The following is a 15,201-nucleotide window of genomic DNA, read 5'->3' as shown; positions in this document are numbered from 1 at the left end:
TGCCGAGCCGTACCGGGAAAGTTGCCGCAGTTCGGAACGAAGTGATAGATCATCGTCATGACAGACGCGTTGGGAGGTCAGGTGGACCGAGTTCTCGTCCTCTATTATTCACAATCCGGCGAAGGAGCCGATATAGCAAGCCTGTTTACGACTGAACTCTCTGGGACCGGAGTCGAGGTGACGATCGAGCGGCTGGATCCAGAAACCGCCTACCCCTACCCTTGGCGATCGATCCGCCGGTTCTTCGACGCCATGCCTGAGAGCGTACTTGGCCTACCGCCGCCAATCCGGCTCCCAGGGTACGATCCGACGAGCCGCTTTAGGCTGGTGGTTTTGGTCTATCCCGTCTGGTTCTTGTCTCCCGCGTTACCGGTGCAGGCCTTCTTTCGCCTGCCGCACGCCGAAGTTTTGCGTGGCACCGAAACCGTGACGATCACCGTCAGTCGCGCCATGTGGCAAAGGGCTTCTGAGCGAATTAAGGGCCTTCTCGCCACCGCTGGAGCGGTCCATTGCGACAATGTCGTGGTTACTCACCATGGATCGCCGTTGCTCACACTCGTCAGTACGCCCCGTGCCCTGTTGTTCGGTCGGAAGGACTCCCTCCTTGGAGTTTTCCCCAAGGCCGGTGTCGCAGATTCGGAGCGGGCTCGAATCCGCAGACTGGCTGCGGTCATGGGGCAGCGGCTCCAGAGCGACCGACCTTTCGGCGCGTCGCTGCTAAGTGGCGAACCAGCGCTTTCGGTCACGCGTTGGCTAGTCGTTCCGGAGCTGTTGGCGTCGTACTGTTTCTATGGCTCGGCGGTCGCAATTCGCGCGCTGGGGAGTATCCATCCAGCTTTACGGGTATTGGGGGTTTATGCGTTCGCCATTTTTCTGCTCATGCTTATTCTGATCGGGCTCCCATTGGCGATCGCAGGTACGGCGCTCGCTTCGTTAGTCATGCGACGACACCTGGACGCTTACGTCAAGAAACTGTTAAAGCCGACCGGAATTAGTCATCAGAAAGCTGTCGGATCGGATTCTTCATAGAACCGGATCAAATTTTTCACATATTAAGCTTATGGCGGCTGGGAGCCGAAGCGAACTCTCGACAAAGTGGAGAAGAAATATGGCTCGCGGCGCCTATATCAGTGGATGGGGTGCGTACCTTCCCAACGCTCCAATTGAAAATCAGCAGATCGAAGATGTTCTGGGACACATGAAATCCCAGTCGGCTGCGGTAAAGCGCCGTGTTCTGATAAATAACGGTATCACGCGCCGCTACTATGCGATTGACCCTGCGACCGGCGCGGCTACCCACACGAATGCCCGTCTTACCGCCGAGGCCATCAAGAATCTCTGTCAAACCTCAGGATTTTTAGCCGCGGACATTCAATGCCTGTCGTGCGGCACTTCCAGTGCCGATCAGATCATCCCTAGCCATGCCAGCATGGTGCATGCTGAGATCGGCTCTCCGCCCTGTGAAATTGCCTCTCTTAGCGGTGTCTGCTGCTCGGGGGTCAGTGCTCTGAAATACGGCTATCTCAACGTTCTTGCTGGAGCCTGCGACAATGCCGTCGTTACCGGCTCCGAGTTGGCTTCGCCTAGCCTGCGGTCAGCCCATTTCGAACCCCAGATCAGATTGAACACCAAGGGTTCGGCCGACCAGCCCGGGCTACCCTTCGGCAACGAGTTCCTGCGCTGGATGCTCTCCGATGGCGCTGGCGCCCTGTTAATCACCCCAACGCCGAGGCCGGACGCCCTGTCCCTTCGTATCGACTGGGTTGACATCGCGTCCTACGCCAGCGAGTCCGACGTCTGCATGTATTTCGGTTTGCAGAAGCATGCAGACGGGAGGACCTCAAGTTTCAGAACTGTCGACAATGAAGGCGATCTTTTTCGAGGAGGCTATTTGAGCCTTACACAGGACATAAGAGTCCTCAATGAACGTCTACCGCAGCTCATGCGCGTAGCCTTCGGCCGTTTGCTCGAACGACACAAGCTCGCCGCAGCCGATATCGATTGGATTCTCCCCCACTATTCATCGCAATGGTTCCGCCAACCCCTCCAAAATGGGCTGGCGGAACTCGGCTTTGTAGTTCCTTTAGAAAAATGGTTCACTAATCTTAGCAGCAAGGGAAACACCGGCTCCGCGGCGATGTACATCATGATCGATGAGCTGATGTCGACCGGCAAGGCCCACCGAGGACAACGCATCCTGTGCATCATTCCAGAAAGCGCACGGATGATGTTTGGTTTCGTCCATCTAACAGTCGTCTAGTTACCTCACAGGTCGAGGATCGCCGCAGATTTGCGGCGGCGTGGCCAGTTCATACGGTGCTCCATGAAGATCGGTGCCATCCCTGAAAACCTGCTCGAACGATTGGCCATGGTGTTCGGACTCGTACCGACTCCGTTTATTGACACGTTCAACGCGGTGATTGTTGCCCGCGCCGTGATGGTCGCAACCAAGCTCGATGTCTTCGATTCGCTGGCCTCGCGTCCGCTTTCCGCGACTGAGCTTGCTAAGCAACTCGGCCTGGATGCGGCTGCGCTCGAGAAGCTCCTAAACGTACTCGTCGCAATCGGTTACGTGAAAAATGGGCCCGCGGGCTTTGCGCCGACGCGCCTAGCCCGGAAATGGTTGATGCGCGACAGCCCGCGATCCATTCGCGACAATATGCTTCTCCGCTTCCTTGAGTGGCAGGCGATCGAAACCACCGAGGAATTCGTGCGTACCGGCAAAGCTCTCGATGTCCATGACCTCATTCGTGACGAGCAGTGGGCAGTCTATCAGCGAGGCATGAGGTCTCTGGCGCGCCTGTCAGCACCTGAGGTCGCCGCTCGGACACCCTGCTTGGGAAATCCCCTGACGATGTTGGATGTCGGGGGAGGGCATGGAGCTTATTCGGCGGCTTTCTGCCGCCGGTACCCTCAATTGAAGGCAACCATCCTCGACCTGCCCCAAGCAGTTGAAGTTGCCGTCCCGCTTGTGGCGGAGGAGGACCTCGAAGAGCGGATCGTTCACAAGGCCGGAAACGCATTGACGGAGGATCTCGGCCGGGCCGTTTGGGACATCATTCTCGTCTCCCATCTGGTACATCATTTCAGCGATGCCCAAAATCGTTCCCTTCTTAAACGAGCTGCGGATGCGCTTCGACCGAACGGCCTTATCGTCATTCTCGATGTACTGCGGGAATCATCTCGGGAGGTCGGCAGTCAGACAGGGGCTCTACTCGATCTTTATTTTGCGATCACCAGCCTCTCTGGCACTTTTTCGGCGGAGCAGATCGCTGGCTGGCTTACCCCAACCCAGCTAGGCATAGAACGGATCATACCCCTTCGCTCCGCTCCCGGGATCAGCCTCGTGGTCGCGAAGAAAGTGGCTGACAGCAAGGGCTGACGGCTCCGATCTACGTTGGACGATATGAATTATTCTTCCGTTTTAACCTCGTCCAAGGCACGTACCGCCGACGCGTTGAGGGCCGTGCCATCCACCGCAAATTGCGAACTGTGAATCGGCGCTGGGATCCGACGCCGATCGGCACGATAAGCTATTGATACAATTTACGTTCGAGGGGTCACTCTCGGGCGCTTATTTACAGGCAGCCGCACCGACTAGTCGCATCCCCAATTCGGGATCTGCGAATGCCCTCATTGCCATGCCCGCGCCGGCACCCTGATTGCGATTAGTCTGCAGCTAATACTGCTAGGCGCGGTGTATCGTTTCTTCTGAAACACTCACGGAAAGTCCGCGAGTTGTGACTCAGAATCTGGTGCCGCGACGCGATCCTGCGGGCGCGGTTTCTGCAGAAAGGGAAAGTAAAGATGCCACGGATTATGCTCGTCGGTCAGGAGAAAGGCGGTGTCGGTAAGACAGTGCTCGTCCGCGCACTTGCTGAGGCGGTCGGGGTACGATACCTTGGGCATCGACCGCTTTTTGCTCCGCGACGACAGCCCGCTGGTCGAATTCGTCTTTCGAAGCCCGCTTTAAGCTGCGGCCTGTTTGATGGACTGCACTGCCTCTCGTCGGCAAGCACTGAGGTAGGACGCAGACTTGAATGATCCGAATGGATTTGATGGGGCAGGGAAAAATCCCGAAATGAATACGGAATTTGCTAGGAGAAACACAGCATTTGTTTCCGGAAGGTGCTCCAGTATCAATGGAGCGTGTCGCGAACCCTATTTTATCATCCAGAGGGGTCTATGAAGTCCAGTTCGCCGAAGCCAAGTGCGCAATCCGGCAAAGGCAACCAACCGCCTGAAGACATTGCCCGAACGCTCAAGCTGGATAAGGGGCTTGGCTTCCTTGTTCGCCTGCTGGATACGCGCGTCAACCTGCTCTACGAGCAATTGACCGCGCAGAGTGACATCACACCCAGGCAATTCGGCGCGTTGCTGACCCTCTACCAGCGCGGAACATTGACCCTCACGGAACTCGCAAAGCACATCCGCGTCGACCGCAGCACACTCGGGGAGATGATCAACCGCATGGCCGAACGGTCCCTGGTCACGAGGCGCAGCAACGGCAGCGACCGTCGTTCCGCCGAGGTACTGTTGGCACCGGCCGGCAAAGCGGCGCTGCTGAAGATCGTCGCTGCAGTTGCCGAGTTGCAAGGTGCCCTGCTTGCCCCGCTCGCCCCCACCGATCGGGCGCATTTCATGCAGTGCATGAAGCTCTTGGCGGAGCCGGGTTCGAACGCCGACACTCCCTAGACCCCCGCACGTGGCGCCGGACCGACCTGCGCGTTGCGCAGGACGAGCACCTTGCTCTGCACCGCTCGGAATGATACTACGTATACGTACTATATTTGGAATAACCATCAAAGGGGGCGTCTTGCGGATCAGGGATTACCTCGCCGTGCCTTACATTCTGGAGGCCGAGACGGTCGAGGTCTCTCCTGGCCTGTGGTGCAGCCACGTCTCCTACCCGGAATTGCCAGGTTGCGCCGTCCAGGCCTTTGTCGTGGAAGACGCTCTCCGGCAACTCGAACGGCTACGAATCGAGACCATCGTCGCAATGGTCGCCAGCGGACAAATGCCACCGCTTCCCCGCCCACCTCTCCAGCACTGCGACCCCGTCTGGGTGGCGGCAGAAGCCGGCGTGCAGCGAGAACTCATTGCGCAGATCGCACAGGACGCACCCAGCTCCGGCGCCGCGCGCTGAGCGTCATCTCAAAATCAATAAATATGAAAAGGAACGCCGATGCTTTCGCACCAAGACAATGAAACCCTGGTCCGGGTCGGCCCAAAAACCGCGATGGGCTCGCTCTTCAGGCTGTACTGGATCCCTTTCTTCTTCTCCAAGGACCTTGTCGCGAACGACCGGCCGAAGCGGATTATGCTTCTCGGAGAGGACCTGGTCGCATTCCGGGATTCAGAGCAAAGAGTCGGCCTGATGGCCAATGCATGCGCTCACCGCGGCGCGCCTATGATGTTCGGTCGCAATGAGGATTGCGGTCTGCGTTGCGTCTACCACGGTTGGAAGTTCGACGTCACCGGCGCCGCCACGGACATGCCGGCTGAACCAGCCAACAGTCGGCTGAAGGATAAGGTGAAGATCACAGCCTATCCATGCCGGGAACGCAACGGCATCGTCTGGACCTACATGGGACCGCAAACCGGCGAGTTGCCGCCGCTACCTAATCTCGAATGGAATCTGGTGCCGGCAGAGAACGTCCATGTCTCGATGAGAATTCAGGAGTGCAACTGGCTGCAGGCGCTGGAGGGGGAGATCGACTCCGCCCATGCGCCGATCCTACACAGCCGCATAGACTCCAAGGGCGCGATCAACAAGTGGCTCGCGACGCGCGACCTGCGCCCAACCTTCGAATGCATCCGGCAGGACTTCGGCATGAGCATCGCAGCAAAGCGGCAGCTCGACGAACACACCAACTACTGGCGCGTCAACCAGTTCATGCTGCCATTCTATTCGCTGGTGCCGCCGCAGTCGAAGTTTCCAGAGCTGAGCGGCCACGCTTGGGTCCCCATGGACGACAATCATACGATTTGCCTGATGTTCTCCTACCATCCGGCGGAGCCGCTGCCGGCGAAAATGCGCGAGGTGTTCGAGCACGGCCACAACGGACGGGAGTCGGCCCATGCCAGCCAGGACTCCTTCGTCAAGCGTGATGCGACGGTACCGTACGCCGACTATTGGACGAAATACACCCGCGACAACGGCTTCATGTTCGACTATCAGAGCCAGGTCGAAAGCTGGTTTTCCGGGCTACCCGGCCTCTGGGTGCAGGACGGCGCCTGCCAGAGTGGCACCAGCCCGATCTTCGATCGCACAAAGGAGCATCTGAGTTCTAGCGACACCGGCATCGCCATGACTCGACGCACGCTGCTGGAGGCAGCCGGCGCTTACCGCGACCGCGGCGCCAAGCCAAACGGAGTCGAGAACCCCGACGCATTCATGGTTCGCGCGGTGTCCCTCACCCTGCCGAAAACGGCATCGTGGATCGAATTCGGCCGTCCGCATATGGCTGCAACGCTCGGTGCCGGCTTTGGCTACCAGTTGTAGCCGGGATGACCGCGGTGACAGGCGAACCGATTTCCGTCCGTATCAAGAGCATCATCTTCGAGGCAGAGAACACTCACTCGTACGTGCTGCAGGCGGTGGATGGTGCGCTGCCGCCGTTCACCGCGGGAGCCCACGTCGATCTCCATCTCGGCAACGGGATGATCCGCAGTTATTCGCTGCTCAACGATCCTTCCGACACCAGCCGATATGTCATCGGGGTCAAACGCGACGCCGGCGGTCGAGGCGGTTCACGTTTCGTGCATGATACGCTGCGCGCAGGCGACACGGTTACGATCAGTCGTCCGACGAACAATTTCGAATTCGACGAAGATGCACCGAGCTCGGTCTTCGTCGCCGGCGGGATCGGCATTACGCCGATCCTGGCGATGATCCGGCGGGCCGCGGCGCTGCGGAAACCGTGGCGGCTTCACTACGCGGCGCGGACCCGGCGTGATGCCGCCTACCTCGATCAACTCGCGGCGCTCAATGCCGGATCCGATGCAGACGTGCAATTGACCTTCGATCAGGAGCCCGGCAGCCATATGCTGGACATCGCGGCGATCGTCGAAGCCGCCGCGCCCGATGCCCACCTCTATTGCTGCGGGCCGCTGCCGATGCTTGATGCATTCGAGCGCGCCGCCCAGTCTCACCCGCGAGGAAACGTCCATGTCGAATATTTCTCCGCCAAGGAGGCACCGGCCGTGCAAGGCGGTTTCGACGTCCACCTGCAACGCAGCGGACGTGACGTCCCCGTACCGCCGGGCAAGACGATTCTCGAGGCCCTGCTCGACGCCGGCGTCAATGTCTCCTACGCCTGCAGCGAAGGCGTCTGCGGAACATGCGAAATCAAAGTGATCGACGGAATTCCGGATCACCGCGATGCCTTTCTCAACGATGACGAAAAAGCTGACAACAGGCAGATCATGGTCTGCTGTTCCGGATCGAAATCTCCGATCCTGGTTCTCGATCTTTAGGTAAGTCCTGCTCGGGACAGCGGGCGCGCTACGAACATCGGTCCGTCGCGATAGCTGAGGACGACGATCTCAACGGCAGTATCAAGTCGTGGCTCGTCGCTCGCCAACACGCGGGTCGCGATGCGCAACCCTTCGTGGAGATCGACGATGCCGACGCGATACGGGACCTCATCGCGAAACACAGCCGGTGCCGCGTGCACCACGGTCTGCGAATAAAGTATTCCGCGACCGCAGAGCGGCACCCAGACGATTCGCTCCGACCAGCAATGCGGACAAAATGGCTTCGGCGGGAATGTCAGCCGGGTGCAGTCGTCGCAGCGGGTGGTTTCGAAGTGGCCGGATGCCAGGCCCTGCCAGAACCGCAGGGTGAACTCGGTGACGCGCGGTGGAAACGCCCGGACACCGTCGACCGCCAGCACCGGTAACATCATCGGACCGCCTCCAGCACATGCACCATTGCCGCGTTATAGTTGCCGAGTTCCGCACTCGTGATCGCAAGGCGGGCATCGGTCACCTGGCGTTCTCCGGCTCGCCCGGTCAGCTGCTCATGGACCTCGAGAAAGCTGTAGAACGGCGTCACATGTGCCGGATGGCCGCGCGACTGCAGTCCTCCCGATGTGCAGATGGGGATGCGGCCGCCGAGCGACGTGACGCCTTCAGCACAAAGAAGCGCGCCTTGCCCTCGCGGCAGAAGCCCGAGAGATTCGCTGGCCAGCACCTCGATGATGGTGCACGGCGCGTAGAGTTCAGCGAGGTCGACATCGGAGGCGGTGATCCCTGCGTCGGCATAGGCCGCCTCCCCGGCCCGCCGCGCGGCGACCAGTTCGATCATGTCGTTCGGGACCTCGTTGATCTGATGGGCCCCCTCGTGAAAAAATCCTCTGCCGCGCACGCGGACGTAAGGCTTTCCCAGCGCTTTTGCGATGTCTTCGTCGACCAACACGATGCAAGCCGCACCGTCACCACGTGGAGGAACCTCGTAGAGGCCCAACGGCTCCACGATCGGCTTCTGGGCGAGGATCTCGTCGAGAGTCACTGGCTTACGGAGCTGGGCGAGCGGATTCAGCGACGCATGACGGCGGTTCTTGACCGCCACGCTTGCCAATTGCCTGCGCGACGAACCGAACTCGTGGATATAGCGCGCCGCGTCCATCGCATACCATGAGATCGGCGTGAAGCCGAACGGCGCGTGGAAGTCGACATCGCCCGTCGCACGCATGGAGTTCATCATGTGCTCGACAGCCGGCGTCGCGGTTTCGAAGTTGACGCCCAGCGCCAGCGCAACTTTGGAGCGCCCCAGACGGATATCATTCGCTGCGGCCTCGAAAGCAAGCGCCGCAGTCATACCATTGCCGAGCAATTCCAGAACCGAGCCGGAGCATGGCAATCGCAAATAATTGGCAATGAACGTCGCGAAATACTTCTGCTGCGTGTAAGGGCGTGGCTGAGCGAAGGCGAGAGTCGATATCTCGCGCTTGTCTACGCCCGCCTCAGCGACTGCGGCAAGGACCACCTTGGCAAGAACTTCATGCTCCAACACCTGGATTTCGGCATCCCTGGGCTTTTGCCATTTGCCGACGGGAATGGCAGAGGCTCCGACAATCGCGACGCTTCTGTCCATCTTCACCCTCATTGCATGTTCGGCGCCACCTCGCGCTCACGGCGTATTGAAGCCCTTCAAGACCGGTTTCGCGGCGGCTTTCTCCGGAGGCCAAACGGTAACGAGTCGATCGCCCTGAAACTGCGTGACAGTGGTATCGCGGCCCTTGTTGCGGCCGTTCGCATCGAATTCCAGAAAGTCGGATGCGGTGATCATGTCTTCTTTCCTGACCTTCACCTTGCGCAAGGCGTCGGCGATATCTGCCGCCGCGAAGCTTTTGGCTTCATCGATGGCCTTCACGACAACCATCGTGCCGAAATACCCCAGGGCCGAATTCAGCGTCAGCGTCTGATCGAACTTCTTCTTGAAGGCCTCGGCAACCGGTTTCGCCGCCGCCAGATCTTCGGAGAATGGCGTCACAGCGAATTGCCACTGCACCAGATTGCCGATCTCGGGGCGAAGCTTGGGGTCGCCGGACATTCCACCGGTCCCGATGACCACTGGATGGAAATCGAGCTGCTCGTAGGCCTTCGCGGCCAGCACGCCGGCGCGGAAATACCCCACCTGAACGACGACGTCTGGCCGCGACGCCTTCACCTTCAACACTGGCTGCAGCAGCTCCTGTGCCGATGCGCCGTACTCGATGAACGCGGTGAGGCTGAGATCCTTGCGCTTTGATAGTTCCGCCTTCAACAGCTTGCCCATCTCGATGCCGTATTCGTTGTCCGGACACAGCACGGCGATCCTGGTCAGTTTCGGGTCAGCCTGATGGATCATCTCCAGCGCACGGAAGATACCGGTCACGTAGTCGCTGTCGACCAAGGTGGTGGACCACGTCCACTTCAACGTGCCGTTGGAGAGCGATTCTTGCTGCGGAATAGTATTGATGTGGGGTACGCCGTATTTTTCGGCCACTTGCGACAGCGGAACGGTCTCGTTGGATGTCGCGGCCCCCATGATGACGGCGACCTTGTCCTGATTGATCAGACGTTCGGTCTCGCCAACTGCGTTGATCGGCTTGCTTTGCGAATCGCCCTTCACCAGCTCGATCTGGGCTCCATCGTGGTTCTTCAGACCGCCGGCGGCATTGATCTGTGCGATCGCCAGCTCGGTTCCTCGCATGCCGTCACCGCCACCGACAGCACCCGGCCCGGTCAACGCGTAAACCGCGCCGATCTTGACGGTTTCCGCCGCATTCGCCTGTGTTCCTGGTGCAAGAAGCGCCGCGAGCAGCAATGCACTAATTGACCGTCCCATTGCTCTACTCCTTTGGATCATTGTCTAGATTCCGAGATAGGCCTGCTTAACGCGGGGGTCGCGCATCAATTCCGATGCCGGCCCGTCGATCGCAACATGCCCGTGCTCCAGCACGTAACCGCGGTCCGCGACTTCGAGCGCAAGCGCCGTGTTCTGTTCGACCACCATGATGGTCATCCCCTGCGCGGCAAGCAGGCGAACCGCATCGAAAATTTCATCGACAACGCGCGGAGCGAGCCCGAGGCTGGTCTCGTCGAGCAATAGCAGGCGCGGCGACGCCATCAGCGCACGTGCGATCGCAACCATCTGCTGTTCACCGCCGGAGAGCGTCCCGGCCAGTTGGGAACGCCGCTCCTGAAGCTTAGGGAACAGCTCCAGCACGAGCGCCAGGTTTCGGTCACGCTTGCTGTGAGCGGTCGGAGACGAGGATCCGACCAAGAGGTTCTCATGGACCGTCATCGTGGGAAACAGCCGCCGCCCTTCGGGCACCTGGACGAGGCCAGCCGCCACAATATCCTGCGGCGGCATTCTCGCGATGTCCCGACCGTCGAAAAGGATTTGCCCGCTGCTGGCACGATTGATCCCGGAAATGGCCCGCAGTAACGTGGTCTTACCTGCACCGTTGGCACCGATCAACGCGGTGATCGTGCCGCTGGCGACCGCGAATTCGACGTCCCGCAGCACGGGAACGTCACCGTAGCCGGCAAAAAGCCCCTTCACTTCAAGCAGCGGCATGTCGCCCCCTGCCTAAGTAGGCCTCGATCACGGCCGGGTTGTTCGCGACGACTGACGGCGGCCCCTCGGCGATCTTCCTGCCGCTGGCCATCACCACCAGTCGGTCCGACAGCGACATGATCGCGCGCATCACGTGCTCGACGATCAACAACGCAATTCCATCCCGACGAAGCCCCTGCAGGATCAACATGATCTCATCGATCTCGGCAGGCGTGAGACCGGCCATCACCTCATCCAGCAACAGAATCCGTGGCTTGGTTGCGAGTGCGCGCGCCACCTCGAGCCGTTTTTTTTCGGGTAGCGGCAGGTTCCGCGCCAGCACAGACGACCGGTGATCGAGCTTGACCTTTTCCAGCACCGCAAGCGCCTCGCCCCGGGCATCTGCGACAGGCCGGTTCGGCCCCAAAACACCGGCGATGACGTTCTCAAGGACGGAAACGTCTCGAAATGGCTGCACAATCTGGAAGGTCCGGCCAATTCCTAGCCTTGCGAGACGATAGGCCGGCTGGCCGGTGATATCTTTTCCATGGAAGGTGACGCTTCCCGCACTCGGCTGAAGAAACCCCGAAATCGTCTCGAACAAAGTGGTCTTGCCGGCTCCGTTCGGACCGATCAATCCGAGGATTTCATGGCTGTGAAGATCGAACGATACGTCGTCGACCGCGCGCAACCCTCCGAACCGACGCGAAACCCCGCGAACTTGAAGCAACGGCGCGCTCATTTTCCTGTCCTCGCTACCGCGTCGCTGAGCAGACCCCAGAGCCCTCTCGGAGCCAAACGCATCACCAGGATAAGGATTACGCCATAAGCAATGAGATGCACGCCAGCAAGTTGCCCTCCCAGAAGGTTGCGCAGGCCTTCCGTCAGCGGCACCAATACCGCTGCACCGAGCAGCGGTCCGAACAACGAGCCCAGGCCGCCGACAAAAGCAAACAGAATAGCATCGATAGACACCGGAACGCCGAGCACCGATTCCGGGTCGATGAACAGCACGTAGTTGGCGTAGATCGGCCCCGTCATCGCAGCCAAGCCCCCGCTCAGGGCCGCCGCAATGATCTTGCCTCGCACCACATCTATTCCAAGTGCAGCGGCAGCCCGCTCATTCTCACGGATCGACAGGAACACATAACCGAGACGCGACCGGTGAATTGCGATGATCGCAGCGCAAACGATCGCCAGAACCCCAAGGGCCGCGTAACAGAACCCGGTCTTTGAACCGAACTGAAAATTGAAAAAGTCCGGTCGTGAGGGAATCGCAAGGCCATTTGCTCCGCCGAGCGCCGGTATATTACTCACGATGTGCATTGCCATCTCCGCAACGGCGAGAGTCACTAACGCGAAATAGACCCCCGACAGCCTGCGCCGAAACACCACGTATCCCAGCATTGCTCCAAGCGCCGCGCCCACGAGTACCGCGCAGACAAGGCCGATCCAGGGGTTGACACCGAGGTTGAGATAGAGCGCCGTCGCAACATACGCGCCCGCCCCAACAAACAGTGAGTGCCCCAGCGACATCTGACCGGCCATTCCACCAAGAATATTCCAGGCGAGTGCGATCGATCCGTAAAGTGCGACCAGAATGAAGATATGTTGCGCATAAATCGGAAGCAGCGGGACGAGCGCAGCCAACGCAGCAACCGCAACGATCAGACCGAGCGCCGGTTTCATAGTCGCCGCACTGCAAACATGCCTTCCGGCTTGAACAACAAAAACAGGATAAAGATCGCGTAAGTGATGACAAAATTGATGGATCCGCCGGTCAGTAGGCCTCCCACCGCCTCGACTACGCCGATGATGAATCCCCCGGCCAGAGCACCCATAAAGTTTCCCATACTTCCGAGCACGACGACGATGAAGGCCGTCAAAGTGAAGCTCGAGCCCACTCCGGGGCTGACATAATTGAACGGAGCGATCAGCGGTGCGACCAGGCCGAGAGATCCGATCCCGATACAGAATGCCAGTAGATACATGCGGTCCACATCGACCCCGCACATCAGCGCCGCATCGCGATCCTGTGCCGCAGCGCGAATTCGCCGGCCAGTTTCCGTGGAATGCAGGAACCAGTACAATGCAAGGCAAACGACCACCGAGGCGACGCTGGCAAGGATTGCGGCGACTTGAACGAAAACACCCCCGACCTGCACCACCCGCGCCGACATTACCGACGGTACAGTATGAACGTCGGCGGTAAACAGCACTAGCATCACATTCTGCAGGATCAGCGACAGGCCGAGCGTAACCACAATCTGGTTGTGCTCCGGAGCATGCATGGCGGGGGCGATCAGCGTTTTGTAGGTAAACGCAGCTCCGAGCGTGACAAGCGGCAGGACCGCCACCAGCGACCAATACGGATCGACCCCAAAAAGCTTTGCGCCGAGATAGGTCAGATACAATCCGATGGCCAGAAAGTCGCCATGCGCGAAATTGACGATCCGCAACACACCAAATGTGAGCGTCAAACCCACTGACACAATCGCGTAGACAGAGCCCATTAGCAGCCCGTCAGCCACCGCCTGCGGCAATAGCGGAAGCATATCCATCAACGTGACACGCAGCCGAGCCAGATCAACCAGCAGCCCCCCATGATAGCTTTTCCCCGCCGCTGAATGTTTCTTTGTTTAATTACGCCGACCAGCAAGCCAGAGGCTGAGGGCCGTGGCCGCAGCATTGGTCATACCATTAACACTCGCTGGAATTCAACAGTTTTCTCCGTGAAATCCCGCCCATCGTGGAACACGGCAAGGTGTCACGGGTCTTGCTCCGACGAGGGGCCCAATACAAATTCCACAGCCTCGTTCACTATTGCATTGGTTCAACCATTGTATTAGGTGAAGCTTCGCGCCGTCAATTTCCGGCTCAAGTGGCGAACCTTGTACCTCGCGGTTCCGCCCTTGCGCCTCATGCTCGGCGCGACAGATGTCTTACTCGGCAACGGAGCGCCCGAATGAAACTCACCGAAGAACAGAACGCCTTTCGTGACGCTGTGCATCGCATGGTCGAGCAGCACGTCGTTCCGATCGCAGCCGAGATTGATGAAACCGATCGGTTTCCCGAGGAGCTGATCCCGATCTACGGGGACATGGGCCTTTTGCAGTTGTGGGTACCGGAGGAATACGGCGGTCCCGGCGGCAACGTTACGATGGTGTGCCTGGCGCGCGAAGAAATCGCAAAGGTTTCGGAAGCGTGCGCCTTGATGGCAGGTATGAACAACATGTTCGCCCTTCCTCTGATGCACTTCGGCAACGATGAGCAGAAGCGCCGGTTCCTGCCGTTGCTGGCAAAGGGCCGTACCGTGACGGCGATCGCGATCAGCGAACCCGATTGTGGCTCGGATGTCGGCGGCATGCGGACGCGTGCGGTTCGCGACGGTGACAGCTATGTCCTCAACGGACAAAAACAGTGGTGTACCTTCGGGAGTCGCGCCGACTACATCATGATGTTCGCCAAGAGCGGAGATGGCGGCGGCGCCAACGACATCAGCGCCTTCATCGTCGACGTCAAGAACAGCCCAGGCCTGAGCTTCGGCCGCAATGAGCGCAAGATGGGCATGAAAGGCACGATCAACGTGCCGATCTATCTCGATAACGTTCGCGTGCCCGTCGAAAATCTGCTCGGTCAGGAGGGCAAGGGATTTCGCTCAGCGATGCGAGCACTCGACCTTAACCGACCGGCGATCGCAGCCGCATCGGTCGGCCTCGCCCAGGGCGCACTCGACGCAGCCTTTGCCTATGCCCAGCAGCGCCGCCAATTCAAGCGGCCGATCGTTGAGTTTCAGGGCATCCAGTTCATGCTCGCTGATATGAAAATGCAGATCGAGGCTGCACGTGCGCTTGTCTACGAATGCGCGCGGATCGGCGATGCCGGCGACTTCGATCGACTCCCGCTCTACGCCAGCATGGCCAAGTGCTTCGCCAGCGACGTCGCGATGAAGGTCACCACCGACGCGGTCCAGGTCTTTGGCGGCTACGGCTATGTCAAGGATTATCCCGTGGAGCGCATGATGCGCGACGCCAAGCTCAACCAGATCTTCGAGGGAACCAATCAGATCCAGCGCATCGTGATCGCGCGGGAAATGATGCGCGCCGGATCAGGTTACTGATCACGCGGCGCGCCTTCTTTCTCCCAGACTG

General features: G+C 59.5%; 15 protein-coding genes. 8 read left to right on the top strand and 7 right to left on the bottom strand.

Going from position 1 to position 15,201, the window contains the following annotated elements; translation table 11 throughout:
- Window positions 1-57: 57 nt before the first annotated feature.
- From ACUXVA_RS16190 to ACUXVA_RS16160, 7 genes are all read left to right on the top strand, one after another.
- Entirely contained in the window at window positions 58-1,029 is a 972-nt protein-coding gene (locus ACUXVA_RS16190) for a hypothetical protein (protein ID WP_445487023.1), read from the top strand.
- Between the two features lie 79 nt (window positions 1,030-1,108).
- Complete coding sequence (locus ACUXVA_RS16185) at window positions 1,109-2,260, top strand: StlD/DarB family beta-ketosynthase (protein ID WP_445487021.1); 1,152 nt, start codon at window positions 1,109-1,111, stop codon at window positions 2,258-2,260.
- Between the two features lie 63 nt (window positions 2,261-2,323).
- Window positions 2,324-3,382, top strand: coding sequence for a methyltransferase (locus ACUXVA_RS16180; protein WP_445487019.1), 1,059 nt, complete (start codon window positions 2,324-2,326; stop codon window positions 3,380-3,382).
- An 803-nt stretch (window positions 3,383-4,185) separates the two neighbouring features.
- Window positions 4,186-4,695, top strand: coding sequence for a MarR family winged helix-turn-helix transcriptional regulator (locus tag ACUXVA_RS16175; RefSeq protein WP_265079383.1), 510 nt, complete (start codon window positions 4,186-4,188; stop codon window positions 4,693-4,695).
- A gap of 145 nt (window positions 4,696-4,840) precedes the next feature.
- On the top strand, window positions 4,841-5,146 hold the full coding sequence (locus tag ACUXVA_RS16170) for a hypothetical protein (protein ID WP_265079384.1): 306 nt from the start codon (window positions 4,841-4,843) through the stop codon (window positions 5,144-5,146).
- Window positions 5,147-5,239: 93 nt separating this feature from the next.
- The gene (locus ACUXVA_RS16165; RefSeq protein WP_445487016.1) at window positions 5,240-6,505 is read left to right on the top strand and encodes a Rieske 2Fe-2S domain-containing protein; all 1,266 of its coding nucleotides are present in this window, start codon (window positions 5,240-5,242) and stop codon (window positions 6,503-6,505) included.
- Between the two features lie 5 nt (window positions 6,506-6,510).
- Complete coding sequence (locus ACUXVA_RS16160) at window positions 6,511-7,479, top strand: PDR/VanB family oxidoreductase (protein WP_265079387.1); 969 nt, start codon at window positions 6,511-6,513, stop codon at window positions 7,477-7,479.
- Here the strand turns inward: ACUXVA_RS16160 and ACUXVA_RS16155 are convergent.
- Genes ACUXVA_RS16155 through ACUXVA_RS16125 form a run of 7 tightly spaced genes read right to left on the bottom strand, consistent with a single transcriptional unit; the run spans window position 7,476 to window position 13,611 of the window.
- The gene (locus ACUXVA_RS16155; RefSeq protein WP_445487014.1) at window positions 7,476-7,910 is read right to left on the bottom strand and encodes a Zn-ribbon domain-containing OB-fold protein; all 435 of its coding nucleotides are present in this window, start codon (window positions 7,908-7,910) and stop codon (window positions 7,476-7,478) included. The genes ACUXVA_RS16160 and ACUXVA_RS16155 overlap by 4 nt on opposite strands.
- The gene (locus ACUXVA_RS16150; RefSeq protein ID WP_445487012.1) at window positions 7,907-9,100 is read right to left on the bottom strand and encodes a thiolase family protein; all 1,194 of its coding nucleotides are present in this window, start codon (window positions 9,098-9,100) and stop codon (window positions 7,907-7,909) included. The genes ACUXVA_RS16155 and ACUXVA_RS16150 overlap by 4 nt, the downstream gene beginning before the upstream one ends.
- Before the next feature lie 36 nt (window positions 9,101-9,136).
- Window positions 9,137-10,315, bottom strand: a complete 1,179-nt coding sequence (locus ACUXVA_RS16145) for an ABC transporter substrate-binding protein (protein ID WP_265079390.1) — start codon at window positions 10,313-10,315, stop codon at window positions 9,137-9,139.
- A gap of 45 nt (window positions 10,316-10,360) precedes the next feature.
- Window positions 10,361-11,071 carry an ABC transporter ATP-binding protein gene (locus ACUXVA_RS16140; protein WP_445487009.1) on the bottom strand — a complete coding sequence of 237 codons (711 nt, stop codon included), beginning with the start codon at window positions 11,069-11,071 and terminating at the stop codon, window positions 10,361-10,363.
- The gene (locus ACUXVA_RS16135) at window positions 11,058-11,792 is read right to left on the bottom strand and encodes an ABC transporter ATP-binding protein (RefSeq protein ID WP_445487007.1); all 735 of its coding nucleotides are present in this window, start codon (window positions 11,790-11,792) and stop codon (window positions 11,058-11,060) included. The genes ACUXVA_RS16140 and ACUXVA_RS16135 overlap by 14 nt, the downstream gene beginning before the upstream one ends.
- On the bottom strand, window positions 11,789-12,739 hold the full coding sequence (locus ACUXVA_RS16130; protein WP_445487005.1) for a branched-chain amino acid ABC transporter permease: 951 nt from the start codon (window positions 12,737-12,739) through the stop codon (window positions 11,789-11,791). Before ACUXVA_RS16130 ends, ACUXVA_RS16135 begins: the two co-directional genes overlap by 4 nt.
- The gene (locus ACUXVA_RS16125; RefSeq protein ID WP_445487003.1) at window positions 12,736-13,611 is read right to left on the bottom strand and encodes a branched-chain amino acid ABC transporter permease; all 876 of its coding nucleotides are present in this window, start codon (window positions 13,609-13,611) and stop codon (window positions 12,736-12,738) included. Before ACUXVA_RS16125 ends, ACUXVA_RS16130 begins: the two co-directional genes overlap by 4 nt.
- A gap of 188 nt (window positions 13,612-13,799) precedes the next feature.
- Here ACUXVA_RS16125 and ACUXVA_RS16120 point away from each other — a divergent pair, with 188 nt between their 5' ends.
- Entirely contained in the window at window positions 13,800-15,170 is a 1,371-nt protein-coding gene (locus ACUXVA_RS16120; RefSeq protein WP_445487001.1) for an acyl-CoA dehydrogenase family protein, read from the top strand.
- The last annotated feature ends 31 nt before the right edge of the window (window positions 15,171-15,201 follow it).

This window comes from Rhodopseudomonas sp. RCAM05734 (assembly GCF_052658035.1).
The sequence above is the reverse complement of the archived record's forward strand: the minus strand, read 5'-3'. Positions and strand labels throughout refer to the sequence as shown.